At 33.0% G+C, this 24,002-nt stretch carries 28 protein-coding genes and 1 riboswitch; of the genes, 5 read left to right on the top strand and 23 right to left on the bottom strand.

The window, feature by feature from the left end; all coding sequences use genetic code 11:
* Nucleotides 1–4: 4 nt before the first annotated feature.
* The 5 genes from HMPREF0528_RS01275 to coaBC form a co-directional block, all read right to left on the bottom strand.
* Nucleotides 5–1,006, bottom strand: a complete 1,002-nt coding sequence (locus HMPREF0528_RS01275; protein WP_004894037.1) for a type II secretion system F family protein — start codon at nt 1,004–1,006, stop codon at nt 5–7.
* Nucleotides 972–1,949, bottom strand: a complete 978-nt coding sequence (gene comGA, locus HMPREF0528_RS01270; RefSeq protein WP_004894034.1) for a competence type IV pilus ATPase ComGA — start codon at nt 1,947–1,949, stop codon at nt 972–974. Before comGA ends, HMPREF0528_RS01275 begins: the two co-directional genes overlap by 35 nt.
* 160 nt (nt 1,950–2,109) lie before the next feature.
* Entirely contained in the window at nt 2,110–2,841 is a 732-nt protein-coding gene (locus HMPREF0528_RS01265) for a YebC/PmpR family DNA-binding transcriptional regulator (protein WP_004894030.1), read from the bottom strand.
* Between the two features lie 73 nt (nt 2,842–2,914).
* Nucleotides 2,915–3,430, bottom strand: coding sequence for a VanZ family protein (locus HMPREF0528_RS01260; RefSeq protein ID WP_004894026.1), 516 nt, complete (start codon nt 3,428–3,430; stop codon nt 2,915–2,917).
* Nucleotides 3,427–4,635, bottom strand: coding sequence for a bifunctional phosphopantothenoylcysteine decarboxylase/phosphopantothenate--cysteine ligase CoaBC (gene coaBC, locus HMPREF0528_RS01255; RefSeq protein WP_004894024.1), 1,209 nt, complete (start codon nt 4,633–4,635; stop codon nt 3,427–3,429). Before coaBC ends, HMPREF0528_RS01260 begins: the two co-directional genes overlap by 4 nt.
* Before the next feature lie 163 nt (nt 4,636–4,798).
* Here coaBC and HMPREF0528_RS01250 point away from each other — a divergent pair, with 163 nt between their 5' ends.
* Nucleotides 4,799–5,689 (top strand): metal ABC transporter solute-binding protein, Zn/Mn family, encoded by an 891-nt coding sequence (locus HMPREF0528_RS01250; RefSeq protein ID WP_004894022.1) that lies wholly within the window; start codon nt 4,799–4,801, stop codon nt 5,687–5,689.
* 44 nt (nt 5,690–5,733) lie between these two features.
* Here HMPREF0528_RS01250 and HMPREF0528_RS01245 read toward each other — a convergent pair whose 3' ends face one another.
* Both HMPREF0528_RS01245 and HMPREF0528_RS01240 read right to left on the bottom strand, forming a co-directional pair.
* Nucleotides 5,734–6,510, bottom strand: a complete 777-nt coding sequence (locus tag HMPREF0528_RS01245; protein ID WP_004894019.1) for an alpha/beta fold hydrolase — start codon at nt 6,508–6,510, stop codon at nt 5,734–5,736.
* Nucleotide 6,511: 1 nt separating this feature from the next.
* On the bottom strand, nt 6,512–7,219 hold the full coding sequence (locus tag HMPREF0528_RS01240) for a hypothetical protein (RefSeq protein WP_004894016.1): 708 nt from the start codon (nt 7,217–7,219) through the stop codon (nt 6,512–6,514).
* 111 nt (nt 7,220–7,330) lie between these two features.
* Between HMPREF0528_RS01240 and HMPREF0528_RS01235 the strand changes: the two genes are divergently transcribed.
* On the top strand, nt 7,331–8,548 hold the full coding sequence (locus HMPREF0528_RS01235) for a DUF4097 family beta strand repeat-containing protein (RefSeq protein WP_004894015.1): 1,218 nt from the start codon (nt 7,331–7,333) through the stop codon (nt 8,546–8,548).
* Nucleotides 8,549–8,600: 52 nt separating this feature from the next.
* On the opposite strand, the gene crcB is transcribed toward HMPREF0528_RS01235, so the two are convergent.
* The 11 genes from crcB to murB form a co-directional block, all read right to left on the bottom strand.
* Nucleotides 8,601–8,960, bottom strand: a complete 360-nt coding sequence (gene crcB / locus HMPREF0528_RS01230) for a fluoride efflux transporter CrcB (protein ID WP_004894013.1) — start codon at nt 8,958–8,960, stop codon at nt 8,601–8,603.
* Nucleotides 8,961–8,965: 5 nt separating this feature from the next.
* Nucleotides 8,966–9,346: a fluoride efflux transporter FluC gene (locus HMPREF0528_RS01225; RefSeq protein ID WP_004894011.1), complete on the bottom strand. Its 381-nt coding sequence runs from the start codon at nt 9,344–9,346 to the stop codon at nt 8,966–8,968.
* Nucleotides 9,339–10,154, bottom strand: coding sequence for a Cof-type HAD-IIB family hydrolase (locus HMPREF0528_RS01220; RefSeq protein ID WP_004894009.1), 816 nt, complete (start codon nt 10,152–10,154; stop codon nt 9,339–9,341). Before HMPREF0528_RS01220 ends, HMPREF0528_RS01225 begins: the two co-directional genes overlap by 8 nt.
* An 86-nt stretch (nt 10,155–10,240) precedes the next feature.
* A riboswitch (Fluoride riboswitch) is annotated at nt 10,241–10,303 on the bottom strand.
* Between the two features lie 21 nt (nt 10,304–10,324).
* On the bottom strand, nt 10,325–11,680 hold the full coding sequence (gene glmM, locus HMPREF0528_RS01215) for a phosphoglucosamine mutase (RefSeq protein WP_004894005.1): 1,356 nt from the start codon (nt 11,678–11,680) through the stop codon (nt 10,325–10,327).
* A 24-nt stretch (nt 11,681–11,704) separates the two neighbouring features.
* Nucleotides 11,705–12,673, bottom strand: a complete 969-nt coding sequence (locus HMPREF0528_RS01210; RefSeq protein WP_004894003.1) for a CdaR family protein — start codon at nt 12,671–12,673, stop codon at nt 11,705–11,707.
* A complete protein-coding gene (gene cdaA / locus HMPREF0528_RS01205) occupies nt 12,670–13,518 on the bottom strand; it encodes a diadenylate cyclase CdaA (RefSeq protein WP_034525045.1) in 849 nt (282 codons plus the stop codon). Before cdaA ends, HMPREF0528_RS01210 begins: the two co-directional genes overlap by 4 nt.
* A gap of 40 nt (nt 13,519–13,558) precedes the next feature.
* Nucleotides 13,559–14,632, bottom strand: a complete 1,074-nt coding sequence (locus HMPREF0528_RS01200) for an ABC transporter substrate-binding protein (protein ID WP_004893998.1) — start codon at nt 14,630–14,632, stop codon at nt 13,559–13,561.
* Complete coding sequence (locus HMPREF0528_RS01195) at nt 14,629–15,426, bottom strand: ABC transporter permease (protein ID WP_004893996.1); 798 nt, start codon at nt 15,424–15,426, stop codon at nt 14,629–14,631. Before HMPREF0528_RS01195 ends, HMPREF0528_RS01200 begins: the two co-directional genes overlap by 4 nt.
* On the bottom strand, nt 15,423–16,235 hold the full coding sequence (locus HMPREF0528_RS01190; protein WP_004893994.1) for an ABC transporter permease: 813 nt from the start codon (nt 16,233–16,235) through the stop codon (nt 15,423–15,425). The genes HMPREF0528_RS01195 and HMPREF0528_RS01190 overlap by 4 nt, the downstream gene beginning before the upstream one ends.
* Before the next feature lie 3 nt (nt 16,236–16,238).
* Nucleotides 16,239–17,330, bottom strand: a complete 1,092-nt coding sequence (locus HMPREF0528_RS01185) for an ABC transporter ATP-binding protein (RefSeq protein ID WP_004893990.1) — start codon at nt 17,328–17,330, stop codon at nt 16,239–16,241.
* A gap of 65 nt (nt 17,331–17,395) precedes the next feature.
* Nucleotides 17,396–18,301 (bottom strand): UDP-N-acetylmuramate dehydrogenase, encoded by a 906-nt coding sequence (murB, locus tag HMPREF0528_RS01180; RefSeq protein ID WP_004893987.1) that lies wholly within the window; start codon nt 18,299–18,301, stop codon nt 17,396–17,398.
* A 117-nt stretch (nt 18,302–18,418) separates the two neighbouring features.
* Between murB and HMPREF0528_RS01175 the strand changes: the two genes are divergently transcribed.
* Nucleotides 18,419–18,952 (top strand): 3'-5' exonuclease, encoded by a 534-nt coding sequence (locus tag HMPREF0528_RS01175; protein ID WP_004893984.1) that lies wholly within the window; start codon nt 18,419–18,421, stop codon nt 18,950–18,952.
* Nucleotides 18,953–18,968: 16 nt separating this feature from the next.
* Here the strand turns inward: HMPREF0528_RS01175 and tsaE are convergent, their stop codons facing one another.
* The 3 genes from tsaE to HMPREF0528_RS01160 form a co-directional block, all read right to left on the bottom strand.
* Nucleotides 18,969–19,445 (bottom strand): tRNA (adenosine(37)-N6)-threonylcarbamoyltransferase complex ATPase subunit type 1 TsaE, encoded by a 477-nt coding sequence (tsaE, locus tag HMPREF0528_RS01170; protein ID WP_004893981.1) that lies wholly within the window; start codon nt 19,443–19,445, stop codon nt 18,969–18,971.
* Nucleotide 19,446: 1 nt separating this feature from the next.
* Nucleotides 19,447–20,424, bottom strand: a complete 978-nt coding sequence (gene pta, locus HMPREF0528_RS01165; RefSeq protein ID WP_004893980.1) for a phosphate acetyltransferase — start codon at nt 20,422–20,424, stop codon at nt 19,447–19,449.
* A gap of 73 nt (nt 20,425–20,497) precedes the next feature.
* The gene (locus HMPREF0528_RS01160) at nt 20,498–21,193 is read right to left on the bottom strand and encodes a uracil-DNA glycosylase (RefSeq protein ID WP_004897693.1); all 696 of its coding nucleotides are present in this window, start codon (nt 21,191–21,193) and stop codon (nt 20,498–20,500) included.
* A 76-nt stretch (nt 21,194–21,269) separates the two neighbouring features.
* Here HMPREF0528_RS01160 and HMPREF0528_RS01155 point away from each other — a divergent pair, with 76 nt between their 5' ends.
* Both HMPREF0528_RS01155 and HMPREF0528_RS01150 read left to right on the top strand, forming a co-directional pair.
* Nucleotides 21,270–22,130, top strand: a complete 861-nt coding sequence (locus tag HMPREF0528_RS01155) for a Cof-type HAD-IIB family hydrolase (RefSeq protein ID WP_004893976.1) — start codon at nt 21,270–21,272, stop codon at nt 22,128–22,130.
* A 29-nt stretch (nt 22,131–22,159) separates the two neighbouring features.
* Nucleotides 22,160–22,675 carry an LURP-one-related family protein gene (locus tag HMPREF0528_RS01150; protein WP_004893974.1) on the top strand — a complete coding sequence of 172 codons (516 nt, stop codon included), beginning with the start codon at nt 22,160–22,162 and terminating at the stop codon, nt 22,673–22,675.
* Here the strand turns inward: HMPREF0528_RS01150 and HMPREF0528_RS01145 are convergent.
* Nucleotides 22,672–23,241 carry a TetR/AcrR family transcriptional regulator C-terminal domain-containing protein gene (locus tag HMPREF0528_RS01145; protein ID WP_004893972.1) on the bottom strand — a complete coding sequence of 190 codons (570 nt, stop codon included), beginning with the start codon at nt 23,239–23,241 and terminating at the stop codon, nt 22,672–22,674. The two genes, HMPREF0528_RS01150 and HMPREF0528_RS01145, sit on opposite strands and share 4 nt — an antisense overlap.
* Before the next feature lie 186 nt (nt 23,242–23,427).
* The gene (locus HMPREF0528_RS01140; RefSeq protein ID WP_004893969.1) at nt 23,428–23,997 is read right to left on the bottom strand and encodes a GNAT family N-acetyltransferase; all 570 of its coding nucleotides are present in this window, start codon (nt 23,995–23,997) and stop codon (nt 23,428–23,430) included.
* Nucleotides 23,998–24,002: the final 5 nt, after the last annotated feature.

Genomic DNA, 24,002 nt, shown 5'->3' with positions numbered 1-24,002 from the left:
TCCTCTACATAGTTTCCATTAAGTGATACATCGGCATTAATATCTTTAAATACATCCCTAAAATACAAATCCCAATAAAAATAAAGCATATCGGTTGGATATTGAGAATTAGGCTATTCAATTTTAGATTCAGTTCATAAAAAAGTGTCTTGCTAAGTAATAAGGCACGCTTTCCAATTTCCTTTCTAGTTGTTCCAGTTTCTAGAAGCATGACCAAATTATTAGGTATGAAAAATTCTTGCTCAATAATTTCTTTAATTTCAGTACCCTTTTCTAGTTGATTTTTTACTTTTATCCCGATAACTTGTTGTAATGACCTATCAGGTTGCATAGCAGTAAGTTGACAGATTTTTTGTAGTGAAAAACCATTAATTAATAAAACTGCTAAATCAGATACAACTAGATAATGAACATATAACCGTAAAACAGCTCCAATCATAGGTAAATTTGTTAGTTTTTTAAGAGCATAATAATCTTGTCTATTAAGTAATCTAATTGTTTTACTAATAAAAAATACTGCTACTATGACTAAAAGTACTAGACCACCAAGCATTACATTGCTAGTCCAGTCATTATCAGACATTTCTGTTTTTAAAAATGTTTGCATACAAATTAGCAAGGTAACCATCATCCCAACTAAAAGCGCTGGATAGGCTAATTCTCCCTTTAATTTCTTTAATTGCTTATTCTTTAATCGAATAAGCTTACTCATTTGATCTAAGCAAGATAATAGATTTCCATCAATAATTGCTAGATTTATTTGGGCAGCTAAAGTACTAGAAAATCCCACTTCTTGCAGTACATCCCCTAACTGACTTCCTTCTTCTACTCGTTGATTTACATAAAGAAGTTGACGAGAATTACCCCTCCAAATTTTTGGTAATAGTCTCAAACTAGCATTCAAGGAATATCCATTAATTAAAGCCTGCCTTAAATAATCAATAAAAATCAATTGGTCAGCACTATTTAACTTATCCTTCTTCAAAAAGTTGCTGAGTTTTTTCACTAATCTTTCCTCGTTTTACTAATTGATTTAAACTATTCTGCCAATCATGCAAATTACTACGTTTATCGTTATTAGTGATGGCTTGATTAAGCATTTCTCCATATCCAATATCCATTAAACAAGCAACATCATTCTTATCTTTTATAGGTAATAATCGTTGATAAGAAACCGCCGTTAAACAATTGCTCAGTTCATCTTTAGTAATACCTAATCCTTCAAGACGGGATATTGTTTGCAAAGCCGTCTTAGCATGAATAGTAGCTAACACTAAATGTCCGCTTAACGCCGCATTAATACTGATTTTTGCTGTTTCTTGATCTCGAATTTCACCAATAATTAAAATATCCGGTCTATGCCGTAAAGCTGCTTTCAACAAATCGGGATATGTAATCCCCGCAATTAGATTCACCTGCGTCTGTAAGAAGTCTGGATTCCACACTTCAACTGGATCTTCAATAGTCATTACAACTTTATTTTTTCCAATCACTTGCGCTAACTCATACATGGTTGAAGTTTTTCCCGATCCTGTTGGCCCACTTGTAACTATTAATCCACGTTGATTGGTAAGTTTTTTAATTAAATTAAACTGCTCCGGAAGAAAGTAATTATTATTCTTTTCTCCATAAATCAACCTAACTACTAAAGATTCAGCTCCGGCAAATTCTCCAACACTAGAAAAACGTAAAAATATCTTTTTTCTTTTAAACTCGATCTGATACGCTCCTACCTGGGGTCTACGCCGTTCAGAAATATCCATCTGTGCTTGAAACTTAAAATAATTTAAGAGCTCTCTTCCACCATGTCGACTTAACTCTTGAATTTTATTTAAACCCATTGCAGTTCGAATTTTTACCTCGTATCCATTGATAATAGGAAAGATAAAAATATCACTAGCATGTCTTTCAATCGCCTCTTCTAAAATTCTTTCCGACATCTCATTCACTCTTAATCCCTCCTTTTACTTTATATTTATTAGTACGCAAAAAATCAAAATTATTTTTTATTATTCAAAATAATTTGCAAAAAAAAAATGGACTGACCTAAAGGTCAGTCCAAAAAAATAGATCTAAAATATAATTTTAGATCTATTTTGCGATAAATTATTATTCATCATCATCTGCAGCAGCAGTATATACATTAGAAACGTCATCGTTATCTTCTAATGCATCAATTAAGTGAGCAAATTGCTCTTTCTTATCTGCTGGAACTGGAGTGGTGTTTTGTGGAATCATAGTTAATTCTGCATTAGCTAACTTATAGCCAGCTTTTTCCAATGCATCACGTACAGCAGTAAATTGCTTAGGATCAGTGTAGATTTCAAATGCATCATCACTAGTTTCCAAGTCGTCTCCACCAGCATCCATAACATCAAGCAAAACTTGATCTTCATCAGCGTCAGTAGTTGAACGATCAATTACAAGGTAACCCTTACGGTCAAACATGTAAGCAACAGAACCAGTTGCACCAAGAGAACCACCATTACGAGTAAAGGCAACACGAACATCAGAAGCAGTACGGTTCTTGTTATCAGTTAAAGCTTCAACTAAAACTGCAACACCACCTGGTGCATAACCTTCGTAGGTAATTTCATCATAATGTTCATCTGAATTACCTTCAGCCTTTTTAATAGCACGTTCAATGTTAGTCTTAGGCATGTTAGCTGCACGTGCTTTATCCATAACCATACGTAAAGTAGGATTTCCTGAAGGGTCAGGACCACCACTCTTTGCAGCCATATAAATTTCACGAGATAATTTTTGGAAAACTTTACCTCTCTTAGCGTCTTGCGCATTCTTGCGGCCTTGAATATTGTGCCATTTTGAATGTCCTGACATAAGAATCCTTCTTTCTTTTTATTTAATATAGTTAACCTTGTCAATCATAACGCACTAAAGGTTTAAATTCAATCTAGGAATTACTTTTTTCTGCACGATGTCTAAGCCAATAAACAAAAATACAAATTAAGATCGCTAAAAGTGCACCAGCTGAATCAAGCGCTACATCATGAACACTAGGTGTTCTGTCTCCAGTTAAATACTGGTGAAATTCGTCTAATCCAGCCAAACCAATAATACCTAGCCAAATAAATAAAGGACCACACCATTTCTTAAACAATCGATCTAATCCCAAACAAGCAAATAGACCCACTAAAAAATAAGATGAAAAGTGAGCAAATTTTCTCATGACAAACTGTGTCATCCCAGCTTCACCATTGTCCAAAACTGCATTATGCCATCGTCCACCATAATAAATATTCCAATTTCCTACTATTCTTTCAATAATTGGAAAATGACGATGTATAAATCCCGGTGACATCTCTTGCTCATGATAAGTCATTGAACTAGAAATAAACAATCCCAGTAATACAGCAATCATTAAACATACAAAAATAATTTCTCGCTTAGTTAAAAAAGTTTTTTTCATTTTATAACTTTCCTACTTTCAAGCTCTTCAGCAACTAAAGTAATTATTTTCTTAGCTATTTCTACTTTAGTTGTCTCTGCGATATTTTCATTTGCTTTATCTTTTCTTAATACCGTAACCTTATCCCTATCGCTTCCAAATACTCCCTGACTAACATTATTGGCCACAATCATATCTGCATTTTTATTTTTCAACTTTTTAGTCGCATTTTCGAGTAAATCATTTGTTTCAGCTGCAAAACCAACCACAACTTGCTGTTCTTGCTTTAAACTTCCCATTGTTTTTAAGATATCAGGAGTTTCTTTTAAATAAATTTTTAGTTTATCTCCTTGATCTTGCTTTTTAATTTTATGATCTATGTAGTTCACTGGCTCATAATCCGCTACAGCAGCCGCCATAATTAAAGCATCCGCAGTAGAAAAAGCTTTCCTCACAGCTGCAAGCATTTCTTCAGTCGTTTCTACATGAATAACTGTCATTTTTGATGACGCAGGAATAGGAACTGAAACATGTCCTACGATCAAAACAACTTCTGCACCAGCCGTAAGAGCTGCATTTGCTAAGGCCAGTCCCATCTTTCCACTAGAGCGATTCCCTAAATAACGAACAGGATCAAGTGGGGAGACAGTTCCGCCAGCAGTAATTACAACTTTTTTACCAGCTAATTCATCATTTACTTGAAGAGATGAGTTTACCCAGTTCATGATTGCTGCTGGTTCAGGCATTCTTCCCTTACCATTATATCCTTCAGCTAAACGGCCAGTATCAGGTTCCATTACAAAGATTCCATCTTGCTTTAATTGCTGTAAGTTTCTTTGAAATGCAGGATTACTCCACATATGGCTGTTCATTGCCGGAATAACATATTTAGGTGCAGCAGTTGCTAAAAACGTTGTACTTGCAGCATCATCTGCTATCCCATTGGCTATTTTTGCAATAAAGTTAGCTGTTGCCGGAACTACAACCGCAATATCAGTCCAGTCGGCCAATTCAATATGCTGGATCTTATCAGCTCTATTCTCCTTCCAGAGATCAGTTAATACTGGATGCTTCGTTAAAGCAGCTAAAGTTTGTGTTCCAATCAAATGAACTGCCTCTTCGGTCATCGCTACTCTTACTTCATGTCCTTCTTTTTGAAAATCACGTACAACACTAATTGCCTTATATGCAGCAATACTACCCGTTATATATATTGTAGCTTTCATTTTTTATCAACCTTAATTCACAATTTCTTTCTACTATAACACAAGCTTACTAAGTCGAATTACTAAAAATAAATTAGCAAATTAAAAAATATTAGTAAATTCTGCTATGATTTATATTGAATGCAGATCTAAACAACATAATTCGAAAGGATAAATATATAGAATGAGAAAACATTATCAAAAGATTTTTGCTTTCTTTTTTGCAATTAGTAGTCTTGTTTTAATTCTTACTGGCTGCTCAAAAAAAGAAAATTCATCAAATAAAAATTCTATCGTAACAAGTACTAATGTTTATGCCGATATCGCACAAAATGTCTTAGGAAAATATGGTAAAGCAACTGCTATTATTACTAACAGTGTTACTGATCCACATGACTTTGAACCAACAACTGCAGACGCAAAAAAAGTTCAAAATGCAAAAATTGTTGTTGCTAACGGTTTAGGCTATGATTCTTGGCTTCCTAAACTTGCTAAATCAACTAATAAGTCCGCTGTTTTAGTTGGCGAAGATTTAATGAATCTAAAAAATGGCGCAAATCCGCATATTTGGTTTGATTTAAACATGCCTAAAAAATATGTTAACTATTTAGTAGAGCGACTCTCTAAAATAGACAAAAAACATGCAGCTTACTACAAAGAAAATGGAAAAAAATATCTTGTAAAAATCAATAAGATACAAAAAATTGCAGATTCTATTGATGGTGAAAAACAAAAGCCAGTATATGTCAGCGAGCCAGTGTTTGACTATGCCTTAAATGCTACTCACTTTAAGATTGGTGATAAAGCTTTTGAAGAAGCAATTGAAAATGAAACAGATCCAAATGCCAAAATTATTCATCAAATGAACCAAACAATTAATAATCGTGGAATTTCTTTCTTTGTTAAAAATTCTCAAGTAAGCAGTTCAACTGTTAATAATTTTGTAAAAAGAGCTAAGTCAAAAAATATTCCAATCTTACAAGTTCGTGAAACCATTCCCAACGATACAAGTTACATAAAATGGATGACAGAAAATTATCAGAATTTGGCAAATATTAATAAAAAACTAGACTAATTTAGTTTATTAAAAAGAGAGCCTCTAATAAGAGACCCTCTTTTTTACTTTAAAATATCTTTTAACTTTATATTAAATTGCTGTGGAATTTCCGCCATAATTACATGTCCCGTCGGTGACATAATAAAGCTATTTATTCGGCTATTCTTTTGTTCAAGATTCTTTTCATATCCCTCTCGATAATAAGGACTTTCCTTTGCAACAAAAAAAGTAGTTGGAATTGTTGTTTTTTCTAAAACTCTTCGCCAATCTAATGACATATGATTTTCAAGCAAATCTACATTATCTTTTCTATTAAATGGATTGGCTTTCTTGGCCTTCATTAACTTAGCATACACATTATCATCCAAGCCATTATATGTTTCATGAACCCGTGGTATTTCTTGGCATTTTTTTAAATAATTTTCTTTTGTATAATCCATAAAGCCATATTTCCAATTTTCATCATTAAGCATTTTAGGTGACTGATCTATTAACAATGTTTGTTTAACTAGCTTTGGATTATTTTTCATTAAACAAAAGATGATAGAAGCCCCCATTGAATGTCCTATAAAAATAGCTTGTTTAATTTTCAAAAATGATGTCAGTTCATTCAAATCTTGTGTCAAACGCTCAATAGTATGGCCTTTTTCTGTTCGTTGGCTTTTTCCCATATTTCTGTGATCATAGGTTAAAACTTGATACTCTAGTTTATTTAAAAATGGTACTTGTGCTGACCATATTTCTTGATAGGCTCCAAAACCATTAACTAAAACAATTATTTTTCCTTTTCCGGTTAACTGGTAATTAATTTCTACATTATCACTTGTCTTAAATAGCATTTTATTCCCGCTTCTGCTTAATTTTAATAAATAGACAGCCTACAGCCGCAATAATTGCGGTAATTAAAGCTTGTGTTAATCCACTGCTTAGGCTTACATTAATTCCGCTATACACACTTTCATGCAGCGAACTCGTGGCAATCTGGGCTGCATAAGATAAAACACCATATGATCCAATAGCAGCAATTAAAAGTGGAATAAGGGCTACTTTTTTTCCAAACAAAGCTAAAGCCATTGCTAAAATATACAGTCCAATCAACAAGAAGTAAATTAAATGATAAATCTCAGCAGCCTGTTTTACTGAATCAGAATTTTGCCTCAACTGTTCATTTACCAATTGTAATATGACTTGATTAAAAACTTGCTCCTGCTGCGTATCATTCTTTAAATTCAGATCAGCATCCGTTAACTTATCATTATCCAAATAATTGGTGCTTAATTGATTTAAGCCTTGATAAGACGTCTTTAATTCGATATTTTTAGGCAGCTGCGACAAGAGTGTATCTTCAATACCTGAATCTTGCAGAAAACTAACACCCATTTGTAAATCACTATTATTTGCTTGATCAACAACCTTATTAATAGAACTTTTTACTAAGCCGGCTGTGCTGTCTACTTTTAATTCTACGGGACTGGTTAAAGTTAAACTTAATGATATATAGATGAGCCCAACTACAACCAATCTCCAAATCCATTTTACAAATTTCAATTTTTTCTCCTAATGAAAATTTTAAGATTATTTTTTACACTTAATAAAGTAAATCCATAGATTTTTTAGTGCTATATAATAAAAGTGTAACAAATATCAAAGGAGTTCAGCATGATTGATGAAAAACTAAAAGAATTTTTCAATAAATTTCCTCATATTAAAGAAAATAAACCTTTACAAAATACTTTAAGTAAAAAAATTAAAAACTTAATAAAAAAAGAAATTCAGCATGGTGCTAGTCAAGTTGAAGCAGAGCAAAAAGCACTTTTAAACTTAACAGATCTTGATACCATGCTTTCTCAACTAAAAAGTTTAGAAGAAAATGACTATGTAAAATATAATGATTTTTTCGCCAAAATTTTCGATTCAAAACTAGTCAATGAACTAAAGATAAAATTAAATCAAATTGATGAAATTCATCTTAACTACCGCTTGGGTGATATTTTAGTTTTACCAACTAATTCTTCCCAACTAATCGTACATGACTTTATGTCTCGCGATATTGAAAACCTACACTCAACGGTTGAAAAAGTTGGAAATGTTTTAAAAATTACCCAAGGCCCTCGCAAACTAGTTGGTATTTTTAAAAATAAAACTTTGCTATTTTTACCTAAAGAGTTCACCGGTTTTCTAACTATTCGTAGTCAAAGTGGGGATGTCTATATTAATAAAATTTCTAATTATTGTATGGTAGATGTAACTGCGGTTTCAGGAGATTTTCTATTAGCTCACTCTACTCTTAAACGAGTACAAGCAGACTTAAAATCCGGAGATATTGTCATTTCTAATACTTTCGCTAATGTCTTTCATGTTAATGGTCACTCAGGAATGCTGAACAGTAATGATGTGGATGCAAAAGAAGAAATATCTTATCACACAATTAGTGGGAATATGGAATTAGAAAATATTAATACTAAAAACTTTTTTGTGGATACTAAAAGTGGCAAGATTGTTGTAAATAGGCTTACAAGTGAGAATATAGATTTAGTAACCGATACCGGATTAATGCTCCTAAATAATCTTACTGGAAGTGGTAATATTAAATCTGATGTGGGAAAAATTAACTTATCACTGGCTGAAAAGTCTAAATTTAATTTATCAATTCAAAGTAAAGTTGGTAATATATCGGTTAATGTCCCACCGGCAATATTTTTCAAATTCAAAATTAATACCAAAAAAATTGGTCCAACTGATTTTCCTCTTGATGCCATTATTTACGGAAACGATGATTACGATAAAATTGAAGGCTATGTTGGTAAAGAAGATTCAACTAATTTAATTGATATTTCAAGCAAAGTAGGAAAAGTTTCGATTAAAAATCAAAATTAATAACTATCAAAAAAGAATGTATCGGAATCTGATACATTCTTTTTTTTGAAATCTAAATCAAAGTACCTATTTTATATCCTAGAAATATTAAAATTAAGCCACCACCATATGATAGCAATGCATATGGGGTGAATACACTGTAATTACGATCTCGCCAATGAGACAGCAATTCAACGTTTAACGTTGAAAATGTTGTATAACCGCCTAATACTCCTGTTCCAATCAAAGCATAGATAAAGGGTGAGAATTTACGAGAAAAAATAAATCCCAATAAAAATGCTCCTGTAAGATTTATTAATAGCGTTGCGTACGGAAACTTCTCAGACCAATGTTTTTTACCATAGTTAGTAATGCCATATCTTAAAATTGCTCCCCAAATAGCTCCGAATCCGGCTGTTAAAACTGTTATCATGCTTTTTATGCCAACTTTCTACCTGTTCTTTTACCTACTAACATTCCCAAATAAGCAAATAAAAAACCAATAAAGATCGAACTAAAGAAATAAATAGTTGCTTGACTATTCATCCCACTTTCTAATTGCTTAAGCGTATCTAAATTAAAACTTGAAAAAGTAGTAAAGGAACCAACAAATCCTGTACTTAATCCAGTAACTAGCCAATCTCTTCCTTCTCGGTATTCAACAAAAAAATAAGTAAAAAATGCCAATAAAAAGCAGCCGATAATATTAGCAGTCAAAGTTCCAATCTGTGACCAGATTAAATTTAAATAGGCTCGCAGTCCACCTCCAAAAAAAGCAAAAATCCCTACACTTAAATAATTTTTCAATCGTCTATTCATTAAAAACCAGCCTTCTTAATGCATACGCTATTCCGTCTTCATTATTTGTTTTAGTTATAAAATTAGCACGCTTTTTTATCTCAGAAACCGCGTTTCCCATAGCTACTTTATAGAATCCCGGCACATCAAACATAGAAATATCATTAGTTTGATCACCAAAAATCATTACTTCATCTTCTTTTAAATTTAGTTTTTTAGCTAACTCTTTTAACGCATTTCCTTTAGATGCATGCTTAGAATTAATCTCAATCAAAGTTTCATCTGAAGTTGAGACATTATATCTTTCAAATACTTCCTCTGATAAATTCCCATAAATATTCTTCATTTCAGCTGGAGATCCTGAAAACATTGCCTTAGTAAATTTAATATCTTCCGAAATATCTTTTAGTTCAGAAACCTCTATTGGCATTCTTGTTAACCAACTTTCACGTGATAGATAATAGTTAATAAAATGATCTAATGTAATAAACTTATCTCTTACTTCAATATGAAAATTTGCTTGTAATTTATCAGCAATCTTTTCAAAAAAGATAAAATCATTATAGCTTAACAGTTCTTCAACGATTGCTTTTCCTTGAGAATTTAACACTAAAGCTCCATTAAATGCAACCACATACTGAGTAGAATCCTTTAAGTCCAATTCATTAAGATAGTCCTTAATACCTGGAAATGGTCTACCTGAGCAAGGAACTATTTTTATTCCCATCTTTGATGCCTTTTGAAGTGCTTGCTTGGTTTTAACACTTATTTCTTGTTTATCATTTAATAATGTTCCATCAAGATCTACAGCAATTAATTTTATATTCATTAGTTTTTCTCCTTATGTAATCGGTTACTCTCCTTTCTATTATACAAAAATGCATAAAAAAAGACGACACTACCTCCCTGTTGATACAAGAAGTAGGCGTCGTCAGATATTAATCGGTTAAATTGGTGAACACCATCACCATATTAAATTTTAAATAAAGCCAAAAATAATTAGTTTGAACCCATTTCTTCTTCAACAACCTTAGCAACTTCTTCACAGTACTTGTCAGCTAATTCTTGTGTTGGAGCTTCAGTCATTACACGAAGCAAACTTTGAGTTCCAGATGGACGAACAAAAATACGTCCTTCATCACTTAATTCTTTTTCAACCTTTTCAATGGCTTCAGTAATGCGTTTATGTTCTTTCCAGTCTTTTTTATTTTCAACAGGAACATTAATTAAACGTTGTGGGTATTCTTTAAAGTCACTCAATAATTCACTGAGGGATTTACCGGTATCCTTCATTACATATAATAAATGTAATCCCGTAAGCATCCCATCACCGGTGTTGTGGTAGTCGCTGATAATAACGTGACCGGATTGTTCTCCACCAAGATTATAACCATTAGCTCTCATTTCTTCTGAAACATAACGGTCACCAACTTGTGTTCTTATATTTTTAAGGCCACGTCTTTCTAAAGCCTTTGTAAAACCAAGGTTACTCATTACAGTTGTAACAATTGTATCTTTCTTTAAGCGACCATGATCAGCAAGATATGAGCCAATAACGTACATAATGTGATCACCGTCAACTTCGTTACCATTTTCATCGACAGCAATACAACGATCAGCATCCCCATCAAATGCTAAACCTAATTGAGCACCTTCTTTTACAACTTCTTCTTGTAATTTCTTAGTATGGGTTGCACCCACATGATCATTAATGTTTAAACCGTCTGGATGAGTTGCAATGGTAGTAAAGTCAACTCCCATATCAGCAAATAATCTTGAAATCAATGCGCTAGCAGCACCATTAGCGCCATCTACAACAACTTTAATTCCACTTAATTCTTCTGGTAAAGTATTTTCAATAAATTGTAAGTACTTAGATGCACCTTCATGATAATTCGTTACAGTTCCTAAACCTTCTGCGGAAGGACGTGGAAGCTTATCTTCAGGTGCATCAATTAATTTTTCAATTTCTTCTTCCTTAGCATCAGATAGCTTCAAGCCATCACTGCCGAAGAATTTAATTCCATTATCTTCAACTGGATTATGTGAAGCTGAAATTTGAACACCAGCATCTGCACCTTGTGCACGTACTAAGTAAGAAAGACCAGGAGTAGTAATTACACCAACTTCTAAAACTTCAATTCCGACGGAAAGCAAACCCGAAATCAATGCATACTCTAACATTTGTCCAGAAATACGTGTATCACGAGAAACTAATACCTTAGCTCTTTCTCCATCCTTTTTATCCTTAGTAAGAACGTATCCTCCATCACGACCTAATTTAAAAGCCATCTCTGGAGTTAAGCCAGCATTAGCAACCCCCCGTACACCATCTGTTCCAAAATATTTAAGCATAATTTTTAACAACCTTTCCTTGTTTTATTCTTTTTTAACAGTAGTATCAGTTACTTTTATATGAACTGATATTACTGATGGTGATGCCTTAACAACGCCATCTGGCAATTTAAGTGTGATATTTTTTGTAACATCATGATCAATACCGCTTAAATCAACCTTTAAAGGAAGAGACGTTATTTTCTTGAGCGTATTTTCATCACCATATATCTCAATATTTTCTTTCTTTGCAGTTAAAGAATAAACATGAGTCGAAGATTCATTCTTCGAAGTTACATTTATCTTAACCTTCTTTTTAGATAAGTTAATTGGGATAGTAATATATGCCGTTACTGGATCCATAACGACATTAAGCTGATGTCCATCTTTATCAAGTGCTACCAGCATTTCTTCACGTTCAAATGTGCTGTCTATTCCCTTTGGTAAATTTGCCCGAGCTACTACTCGATCAACTTGGTTAACTTCGCTTTTAGCTCCAGTAATATTAACTACTTCTGGATCACTTTTAGCAGTTCCAAGATTATATCCACGAGCTACAGCATTCTTATTATACTCTATTTGTACAGGAAGAGTACGAGATTTTCTCTTTTGAATATTTACGCGTACTTTACTTGGGCTAATATTATAAGTTAATTGACTACTTAAACCATTTACCTTAATTGGTACAGTATGCTCTCCTGTTTTTAAATGACTTAAATCAATGTAGACACGGAAGTTTTGAGTATTAATAGTAGATGTAACTAAAGCATTCGATCCTTCTAAAGTTAAATTTATTTTTTCAGGATATCCCGTTACATAGTACTTATCCGTATTAACCGAAACTTGTAAGGGCGCCTTAATTACCTGAGTTTTAGTTGCAGTTTTTAATGTTTCTTCACGTCGGCCTTGAGTAACATAACCTTGCTGATTAGATGCTACATAAACAGCTAATAAAATAGCCAAAATCAAAGCAATAATTCGATAGAACCAAGGTTTATCAAAAAACTTTTTCATTTTTTATTTGACCCCCAATTCCAAACATGATTTACAATTCTTTGATACCACTTTGGCTTTTCTTCTTCCTCTTTTGGAACTAATTGAGCATTTAAATATTTCAAATATTCTTCTCTAGTTAGATCAAGTATAAACTGGCTATTACGAGTAATAGTTACCCCACCTGTTTCCTCTGAAACAACGATAGTAATTGCATCAGTAACTTCTGAGATGCCAACAGCTGCACGGTGACGTGTCCCAAGCTTTTTAGGAATCATACTATTATCAGAAAGAGGTAAATAAGCTGCAGCAACTGCTATTCGATTATTGCGAATAATTACGGCACCATCGTGCAATGGCGTATTAGGTATAAAAATGTTGATTAATAATTCGCCGGTGATATCAGCATCAATTGGAATACCGGTTTCAATATAGTCCTCTAGTCCTGTATTTTGTTGAATCGTGATCAAAGCACCAATTCTTCTTTTTGACATATACTGAATTGCTTTATCTAATTCTCCAATCATCTTTTCAGCAGCTTGCTTTTCAGTCATTGTAGTCCCACCAAAAATTGGTGATCTACCTAAATGCTCTAAGCCACGCCTAATTTCTGGCTGGAAAATAACAATTATTCCAATTACTGACCAAGAAAGAATTTGATCGACAAAATACGTTAAAGTATGTAAATGTAACAACCCAGCTACAATTCTAACCAGAATAATTAATGATATCCCTTTAGCTAATTGAACTGCTTTAGTCCCTCTTACCAACATAATTAAACGGTAGATAATGTACCATACAATTAAAATATCAATAATATTCATCAGATTTTGCCAGGTAAATATCTGCTCAATATTAAACTTCATTGCCACCCTCCTAAAATTCAATTATACCTAAACCAAGCTCTTATCGACCATACATTTTAAATTCGAGAAATAGATCATTATATTCTTGAATTTTCTTTGGACCTAAGTCTTGATAAACTTGTAAATTGTTCATTGCTTGTTTACTTGGATAAAATTGTTTATCGTTTTTTATTTCCTTTGGCAATAATTCTTGAGCTTTTACATTAGGAGTTGCATACCCGATATACTCTGCATTCTGAGCAGCATTTTTAGGATCAAGCATAAAATTAATAAAAGCATAAGCACCTTTTTTATTCTTTACGGTCCTAGGAATGACAAAATTATCAAACCATAAGTTTGAGCCCTCAGGTGGCACTACATAATGTAAGTGTTTATTATCGTTTAGCATTGTACGAGCCTCTCCAGACCACGTTACTCCAACAGCAGCTTCATTTTGAATCATATACATTTTTAATTCATCTGAAATAATTGCTTTTACATTTGGTCCGAGACCGTCCAATTTTGTTTTTGCTAATTTCAGATCTAAGGAATTAGTAGTATTCAAAGACTTTCCCATAGACGCTAAAGAAAGTCCCATAATATCTCTAGCAGAATCAACTAATAAAATATTATGCCGATAATCCTTGGACCAGAGATCATTCCAATGCTTTATTTGCCCAGGTTTTACAAATTTATCATTATATACAATCCCTAACGTTCCCCAAAAATACGGAACAGAGTAGGTATTTTTTGGATCAAAAGAGTGATGTAAAAACTCACTCCCAATATTTTTGTAATTTGGAATTTTCTTAGTGTCAATTTTATCAAGTAAGTTAGCTTTACGCATTTTTGAAATCATGTAGTCTGAAGGGACGCAAATATCGTATGCAGTACCACCTTGTTTTATCTTCGTGTACATGGCTTCATTAGAATCAAATGTTTCATAAATTACATGATATCCAGTTTGTTTTTCAAATTTATTGATTAGCTTGGGGTCAATATAATCACCCCAATTATAGATAATCAAATTTTTGTTATTAGCGCTAACACCATTATTATTTAATTGTTTGGCCCCAACTTCTAAGCCAAAGCAGACTAATAAAATAGTTACTATTCCAATTAATAGTTTCTTCATTGTGCACGCCCCTTACCAATATGGGTTTTATGATTAGTAATTACATAATAAATAAGTACTAAAATCATTACAAAAATAAACATTACAGTACTCAAGGCATTGATTTCTAGGTTAATTCCTTGGCGCGCACGTGAATAAATTTCTACTGACAATGTTGAAAAACCATTTCCTGTCACAAAAAATGTAACTGCAAAATCATCTAAGGAATAAGTCAAAGCCATAAAAAAGCCAGCTAAAATCCCTGGTGTAATAGCCGGAATCATTACCTTGCTATAAACTTGCCAAGTGGATGCACCTAAATCTCGAGCAGCATCTACTAAAGAATAATCAAATTCTTTTAAGCGGGGCAAAACCATTAATACAACAATTGGAATTGAAAAAGCAATGTGGCTTAATAAAACAGATCCAAAACCTAAGCCAATCCCTAAAAAAGTAAAGAAGATTAAAAAACTCGCTCCGATAATTACATCCGGCGATACCATCAAAACATTATTTAAGGCTAGCAAAGTTTTTCGTCCTTTTTTATTTTTAGTCTGACTAATTGCAATTGCTCCAAAAGTACCAATTATAGTGGCAATCAAACTAGATAAGAGTGCTAGTAAAATTGTTTCTAGAAAGATGGCTAATAGCCTATTATCATTAAAAAGATCCTGATAATGACTTAAAGTAAACTTTTCAAAATGATCCATATTATGACCACTTGAGAAAGAATAAAATATTAAATAAAAAATGGGTAAATACATCAAAACCAGAACAAAAGCAAAATAGATTCGGGACCATTTTATTTTTTTCATAGTTTGATCTCCTTTTTATGATGATGATCTGATGAGGTAAAGAGCATAACAATCACCATTAACACTATTAATACCACACCAATTGTCGAACCCATTGACCAATTCATAGTCGTCATAAAGTATTCTTCAATTGCAGTACCAAGTGTAATTACTCGATTTCCTCCAATTAACCTAGTTAGCATAAATAAAGAAAGTGAAGGTATGAATACTGCTTGAATTCCTGACTCAACTCCAGATTTTGAAAGTGGCCATAAAACTTTAATAAATGTTTGCCATTTACTTGCACCCAAATCGTAAGCCGCTTGAATTACAGCAGGATTAATATCACAAATTGCATTATAAATTGGCAAAATCATAAATGGAATTTCGATATAAGCTGCAACAAAAATAAAGGCAAAATCAGTAAACAAAATATTTGCAGGTGCTATTCCAAAAAGGCGTAGAAAATTATTCAATAGTCCATGCTTACTAAAAATGCCAATAAATGCGTAAGCTTTCAAAAGCAAATTAATCCAAGTAGGCAAAATAATCAATAACAGCCAAAATTGTTGGTTTTTCATTTGGCTTAAAATATAGGCAATTGGATAAGAAATTAGCAGCGTAATTAAGGTAATTAAGAATGCATACCAAAATGAATTTAGAGTCATTCTTAAAAAAGTACCATTAACAAAAAATTGCTGAAAATTCTTTAAGGTAAAGCCATCATCCCCTTTAAATGCATTAATTGTAATCAAAATAATAGGGGCGATAACAAATAAGCCAAGCCATAGAATATAAGGAATGAGAAAAAACAATTTACTTTTTTTCATATCTTACTCCTCTCCTTCATATGCCTCTAAACGCTTATCAAATTCAGCTTCACTTTCGCCAAAACGCATAACATGAATATCTTCAGGATCAAAATATACTCCTACTTTCTTACCAATTTTAGTTGGATTAGTTGAGTGAATTAACCATTCATTTTCGTCACTATCAATGGCCTTAATTTCAAAATGATCTCCTAAAAAGAGCTGACTTTCAACCACAACTCTTAGTTTTCCATGTTCAATATCAGTGATATCTAAATCTTCTGGTCTTAAAACGACCTCTACCTTTTCACCAGGTTTAATACCTGCATCAGCACATTCAAAACGATGATTTCCAAATTCTACTTCATAATCCTTAATCATTCGTCCACTTAAGATATTAGAATCGCCAATAAAGCGAGCAACAAAGTCATTAACTGGTTCATCATAAATATCAACCGGACTACCACTTTGTTGAATTTTCCCTTCATTTAAAACAAAAATTTCATCACTCATTGCTAGAGCTTCCTCTTGATCATGAGTAACAAAAATAAAAGTAATCCCCAGCTTTTTTTGAATTTCACGTAATTCAAATTGCATATCTTTTCTTAAACGTTTATCTAAAGCAGATAAAGATTCATCTAAAAGTAGTACCTTTGGCTGATTAACAATTGCTCTAGCAATTGCAACTCGCTGCTGCTGTCCACCACTTAATTCAGAAATTTCTCGATTTGCAAAACCATCTAATTGAACCATGTGTAAAGCTTCTTTAACAGCTAATTTTATTTCTTGCTTATCCTTTTTCTTAATTTGTAAACCAAATGCTACATTTTCAAAAACATTCATATTAGGAAACAAAGCATAATTTTGAAAAACAGTATTAATTTTCCTTTTAGCAGCATCTAAATTAGTAATATCTTTCCCATCAAAAAAAACTTGTCCACTCGTCGGTTCGCTAAATCCAGCAATTATTCTTAAAATAGTAGTTTTCCCAGAACCCGATGGACCTAATAAAGAATAAAATTTTCCTGATTCAATCGTTAAATTAATGTCCTTTAGTGCTACAAAACCATCATCATATTCCTTACGAACATGCTTTAATTTAATAATATCGCTCAATTTTTTCTCACCATCTATCTCATAAAAAAAGCTACAAGCCGTTACTTGTAGCTTTGTACTAGTATCTAATCTTTTTCTTTTCCAATAATTCTTACTTCAGTTTGTAAATCAATACCAAAGTCTTTTTTTATTGTTTTTTGAATTAAATGAATTAAATCTAAATAATCAGTAGCTGTAGCATCGCCAACATTAACAATAAAGCCTGCATGCTTCATTGAATCTTCTGCTCCACCAATTCTTTTACCTTGCAGACCTGCTTTAATAATCATTGGTCCTACGAAATGTCCTGCTGGACGTTTAAAAACACTTCCACAAGAAGGATATTCTAGTGGTTGTTTTGCTCTGCGTAAACCATTAAAATATTCCATCTTTGCTTTGATAGCCCATTTATCTCCGGGCTCAAGACCAAAAGTAGCACTCACAACAATATCTCCAGTTTCTTGAACCAAGGAGTGGCGATAGCCAAATTCCATTTCATCATGTGTGTAAGTCTTAAATTCACCAGCACGAGTTAAGACACGAACAGACTTAATAACAAACTCCGTTTCACCGCCATAGGCGCCCGCATTCATAAAGACGGCTCCTCCTACACTACCAGGAATACCAGCCGCAAATTCTAGTCCACTTAGACCAGCTTCACATGCTGCTTCAGATGTATCAATAATTCTTGCCCCAGCATCCGCTGTAACAGTTGCCTCATCTTTATTTGCAACAATTGTGTCCATTTTTGTCAAAATCAAAACTAAACCAGAAATACCACCATCTCTAATGATCAAGTTAGAAGCATTTCCAATAACAGTTAAAGGAATATTATTTTCTTTAACCGTATCTACTAATAGTTCGAGCTCATTTAAATTTTTAGGAAAAGCAAGATACTGCGCAGGTCCTCCCGTCTTAGTAAAAGTAAAACGGCTCAATGGAATATTTTCTTGAATGTCAATCCCCTGTTTTTTTAAATCCATCAGTTGCATTTTTATCTCTCTTTTCCTTAAATAATCATCTCTTTAATCATACCGCATTAAATGGATAGTTTTCTACCTTAAGTGTTATACTAAAAAGAAAAATAATGTTTTATTTAGAGGATAAAAATGAACTTTACTGCAATGGATTTTGAAACGGCAAACAGTCATCCGGAAAGTGCCTGTTCTCTTGCTTTAGTTATGGTTAGAAATAATGAAATTGTGGATCGTTTTTATACAGTTATCAATCCACAAATGCCTTTTGATGGAAGAAATATAAGAATTCATGGCATTACAGCTGAAGACATAAAAAATGCTCCAACAATGGCTGAAGTCTGGCCAAAAATAAAAAAATTATATCAACCAGGAATGTTAGTAGCTGCCCATAACGCTCGATTTGATTGCCGCGTAATGGAGAAATCGCTGGCTCGCTATAATATTCCGGCACCCCATTACTTTGCAATTGATACTTTAGCAACTAGTAAAGCCTTTGAACCCTATCTTCCTAATCATAAACTAGATACAGTCTCAGAAGCTTTAAATATCAATTTATGGCACCACCATAATGCTTTAAGCGATAGCGAAGCTTGTGCAGGTATTTTAATTGAGGAAAATAAACGTGTTGGAGATGATCCAATCAAAAAAATGGTTAAGCCTATCTAAGCTTAACCATTTTTTATTATTCAAAATATTTTTTTATTTCTGACAACCAAAGCTTGTTTCTTTCTCCGACAGCTTTAAATTCAACTATTCGCTTGGTAGAATCCCATGAATCATCTACACGCTTAATCGATAATTCAAGATAATCGTTAGGTAGGTCTTCAATAATAAATTGCGGCCATTCGATTACGACCAACCCATCTTCAGCTAGATATCCAGGCATATCAATACTTGATAAGTCTCCATCTTCTAGCCGGTACATATCCATGTGGAAAAGTGGTCTCTTACCTTCCCGATATTCTCTAACAATTGTAAAAGTGGGACTTTTAACAGGACGTTTAATTCCTAAAGCTCTTGCAATTCCTTTAGTTAATGTAGTTTTTCCGGCACCCAAATCACCAGATAAGAGCAATAAATCATGACCCTTACTACTTTTACCAATTGCGTTGCCTAACTTTTGCATCTGTTCATCAGAATTTATTTCTAATGAGTTCATTTTATTTCTCCATATTAGCTTGAGCAGCAGTTAAAATAGCTAATAAATACACATCTTCCGTCTTGCATCCACGTGACAAATCGTTAATTGGAGCAGCAAGACCTTGCAATACAGGACCAATTGCGCTGAATCCACCTAAACGTTCTGCCACTTTATAAGAAATATTACCAGATTGTAGTTCTGGGAAAATAAACACATTTGCATGTCCGGCAACTGCAGAACCTGGGGCTTTTGCTTCTCCAACCCGAGGAACAATTGCGGCATCAAATTGTAATTCTCCATCACAAATTAAGTCTGGATATTTTTGGTGTACTAACTCAGCCGCTTCTTGCACCTTAGTTACCATTGGGCCCTTTGCTGATCCCTTAGTTGAAAAGCTAAGCATTGCAATTTTAGGCTCAAGGCCAATCATTTCAGCGGTTTTACTTGATTGATAAGCAATTTCAGCTAGAGTTTCACTATCTGGATCAATATTAATAGCACAATCAGCAAAAATATACTTTTCATCTTCGCGTTCCATGATCATAGCTCCTGAAACACGGCTCATACCTTTTTTAGTCTTAATAATTTGAAGAGCTGGACGCACAGTATTAGCAGTAGAATGAGTAGCTCCTGAAACCATCCCGTCGGCTTTTCCTTCATATACTAACATTGTGCCAAAGTAAGAAACATCTTGTAAAATTTCCTTTGCTTCGGCTAAAGTATTCTTTCCCTTTCTTAGCTCAACAAAGTCTTGACACATTTTTTCAAAATCTGGATAAACTGCTGGATTAATAATTTCAATTGAGCCTAGATCAACATTCAAGCTTTGAGCAGTCTTTATTACCTCATCAGGCTTTCCCAGTAAAAGTGGTTTAACAATACCTTCTTTTTCGAGACGAACAGCAGCTTTTATTATTCTGTCATCGTTTCCTTCCGGAAAAACAATTACTTTCTTTGATTCTTCTGCCTTTTTCTTAAGTGAGTCAAATACTTTCATAACAAATTAAGCCTTTCTTTTTTTATTTATAGATAATATTTTACAATTTCAAAGCTTTTTCTCAAAACAAAAACTATGCCATATCTGCTGGGTTTACTTCTTGTGGTAATTGCCAATCAATTGGACTTTCACCAAATTTAATCAAAGCATCATTACATCTAGAAAACGGACGTGAACCGAAAAAGCCACGATCTGCTGAAAAAGGACTAGGGTGAGGAGATTTGATAATTACATTCTTTCCCTCATCAATTAAAGGAATTTTATTTTGTGCAAATTTTCCCCACAAAATGAAGACAACTTTTCCTCGGTCACTTAGCGCCTTAATAGCTGTGTCCGTAATTAGTTCCCATCCTTTACCTCGGTGCCCATTAGCATTTCCATATGGTACAGTCAAAACTGCATTTAAAAGTAATACCCCTTGATCTGCCCATTTTTTGAGGTAGCCATGATTTACTGGGACTGCACCCACATCATCATATAGTTCTTTATAAATATTTTTTAAAGATGGAGGCAATGGAACTCCTGGATTAACACTAAAGCTCATCCCAGTAGCTTGACCTGGATTATGATATGGATCTTGTCCTAAAATTACAACTTTCGTATCTGCAAAACTTGTTAATTTAAAAGCAGTAAAAATATGATACATATCGGGAAATATCTGTTTCGTTTGATATTCTTCCTTTAAAAAATCACGTAATTCTTGATACTTTTCACTTTCAAAAGCTGGTGCTAAAACTTCATCCCAATCATTTCCAATTAATTTTTTCATACTTATTCTATCCTCTTGTCTCTCTAAGAAATCCAAGTTCATGATATCATATAGATAAAAGATTGGAGGACTTAAAATGATTAAACTTATTGCAAGTGACATGGACGGCACGTTGTTAAATAAACAAATGCAAATTTCATCTGAAAATATTGCTGCTATAAAAGAAGCACAAGCAAAAGGCGTTGAATTTTTAGTTGCAACAGGTCGGGCGCCTTCCGAATCTCAGGGCATACTTGCTAAAGCCGGACTTCATACCGGATTCATTAATTTGAATGGCGCCATGGTCTTTAATACTGCTGGCAAACTAATTGTAAATGAACCAATTCCTAAAGACCAAAGCATTAAGATCAATAAATTACTCAAAGATTCTGGTTTTTACTTTGAAATAGTTGCTGCAGATAATGTTTATTCAGATTCTCGTTTGCGCAGAATTGCTAACTTTTCTGATCTATTAGTTGATCTCAACAAAAAATTAACTTTTAAAAAGGCAGTTTCTTTTGCTGCTGGCTCAGATGAAATCATGAGAATTAAATATGTTTCTGATTTTAAAGATTTGCTTGAAAAACCAGACTTTGAAGCCATGAAATTTGTTGCTTTTCATCCTGATGGCCCTAAAGTATTTAAACATATTCGTGAAGAAATCGGAAAAATGGGTGATTTAATTGTCACTGCGAGTTCTTCTACTAATATCGAAATTAACAATATTAAAGCTCAAAAAGGGATTGCTTTAATGGATTATGCTCGCTTGCAAGGCTACCAACCAAATGAAGTAATGGCCATTGGCGACAATCTTAATGATGAATCAATGATTCGCATGGCTGGCGTAGGTGTAGCAATGGAAAATGCTGCACCTGAAATCAAGAAAATTGCTAACTTTATTACTAAAAGTAACAATGATAATGGAGTTGCATACGCAATTCGTCATTTTTGTAAATAAACATAATTTTCCTAAAGGCAGATGAAATTATGCGTTATACTGTCCAACTTACACATGGTCAAACTTGTGGTCAAATTCCAGTAAAAAATGATCAGGGTGAAATAGTTTATATCTTAAAAGGCAATCTTAATGAATTTAACCAACCAATCATTTTAACTGATATTAACCATAATGAAATTGGTCGACTTTATTTAGACTCTAACCATCTTTTAGCAAGTTATAGTGTTGATGTGGTTAATCATTCTCTAATCAAAGTAAAAAAACTTAATAGTCGTTTTACTAATTTATTCTACATTACTCGGTTAAATTATTGGATCAAAGGAAGTTTAAAACAAGGAAGATACGGATTTTACTCAGGTATTAAAAAAGTGGCTAGCGTTTCTTCACTAGTCACTGACATGGGGCTTACCTGGAGCTGTGATATCTCACGCCCTGAAGACGTCCCCTTTATTATTTTAATTAGTTTGCTTTTTACACAGTGGCATACTAAACCACTATTTTTGCCAACTTTTAATTTTCAAAATCAAATTAATGCACTTTCTTAATCACAGTTTAAATAATAATGTGAGAAATTAAACACTTGATATTGATGAGAACAAACGTGCTTTTGAAAATCAATTAATTCAATAATGATTGCTAAATCTTCCAATAAATAACTATAACTTTTATTGCAGCTATGACTAATCCAAAAACAAATTCGATCATAGAGGATATTAGTCAATTGTTTAAGGATGAGCTCTGAAAAACTTCCTCGCTTGTAAACATATGAGCGAATATATTGAAAAAAATGTTCCCTCATCTTTTCACACATACAGTTTTCTTCACTGAAATTATATGCATTATAGAAATATTGTTTATGTTTTTGAATATAGCTACATAAACTATTAAGAATTTGTCTTAAGTTATTTTTTTCATTTTTACGTAACTCTGTTTTTAGCTCCAACAAAATACAAGCTTCAATACAGTTATTTATTTTTCCATATCGTAAATAGAAAGTTCTTCTACTAATTCCGGCTTCAATACAAAGTTTAGAAATATTTATTTTCTTTAAGTCTGGTTGAGATAACATATCATGTAAAGCTATTTGAACTCGTTGTAATTCATCCAGCATTTCATTCTAATTTCCTTTCTAATAAAACTATGATCACTCTCCAATCTTACATAGTTTTATTAGTTTAACAGTTTTTTAAGTTGTGTGCAATATCAATAATGTAATTAGTGTTATTTTTAAATATTTCTTTAAATTTAATAACACAAAGAGAATCAATCTTTCTTTAATGATTGATTCTCTTTTATTTTAATTAACTTTTTTAACCATATGGTTATACATCCGATCTCCAATCGTCATGGTAGAAGTAGTTTTAAAGCCCACATAATCGTACAAACGAGCAGCTCTAGGATTATCTTGATCAACATTCAAGCTTATCTTTTTATATCCATTTTGTCGTGCTATCTCAGGGGCGATTTTAATTAATTTCTGTCCAATTCCTTTTCCCCAGTGTTTTGGAGAAACAGCAATAGCATCTAAATACCATTCATGCGGGAGTGCCTCTTTATCTGAAAAAATAACTGCATCCAGAGGCAAGCCAACTTTCGGATAAGAACTTTTTAATGAAATATCGATTAAATCTTGATCGTCATAGCCATACATTACTATGAGACCAATTGGTCGATCTAAATCATCTGTTTCTACCCACATTCGATTATGTGAGTAACGATAATGAGGAGAATAAAAGCCATGTTTCATTAAATCATAAAACTGACTCTCTGGAAGAGCTTTAATAGTATCCATATCCATCTCGTCAAAGATTTGTTTTAAAATTGGATAAACTAAAGGAAAATCAGTTAATTTTGCCTTTCTAATCATTTAAT

This window comes from Lactobacillus johnsonii ATCC 33200, assembly GCF_000159355.1.
Taxonomy (GTDB): Bacteria; Bacillota; Bacilli; order Lactobacillales; family Lactobacillaceae; genus Lactobacillus; species Lactobacillus johnsonii.
Note: the sequence above shows the minus strand (reverse complement) of the source record. Positions and strands in the feature narration are given on the sequence as shown.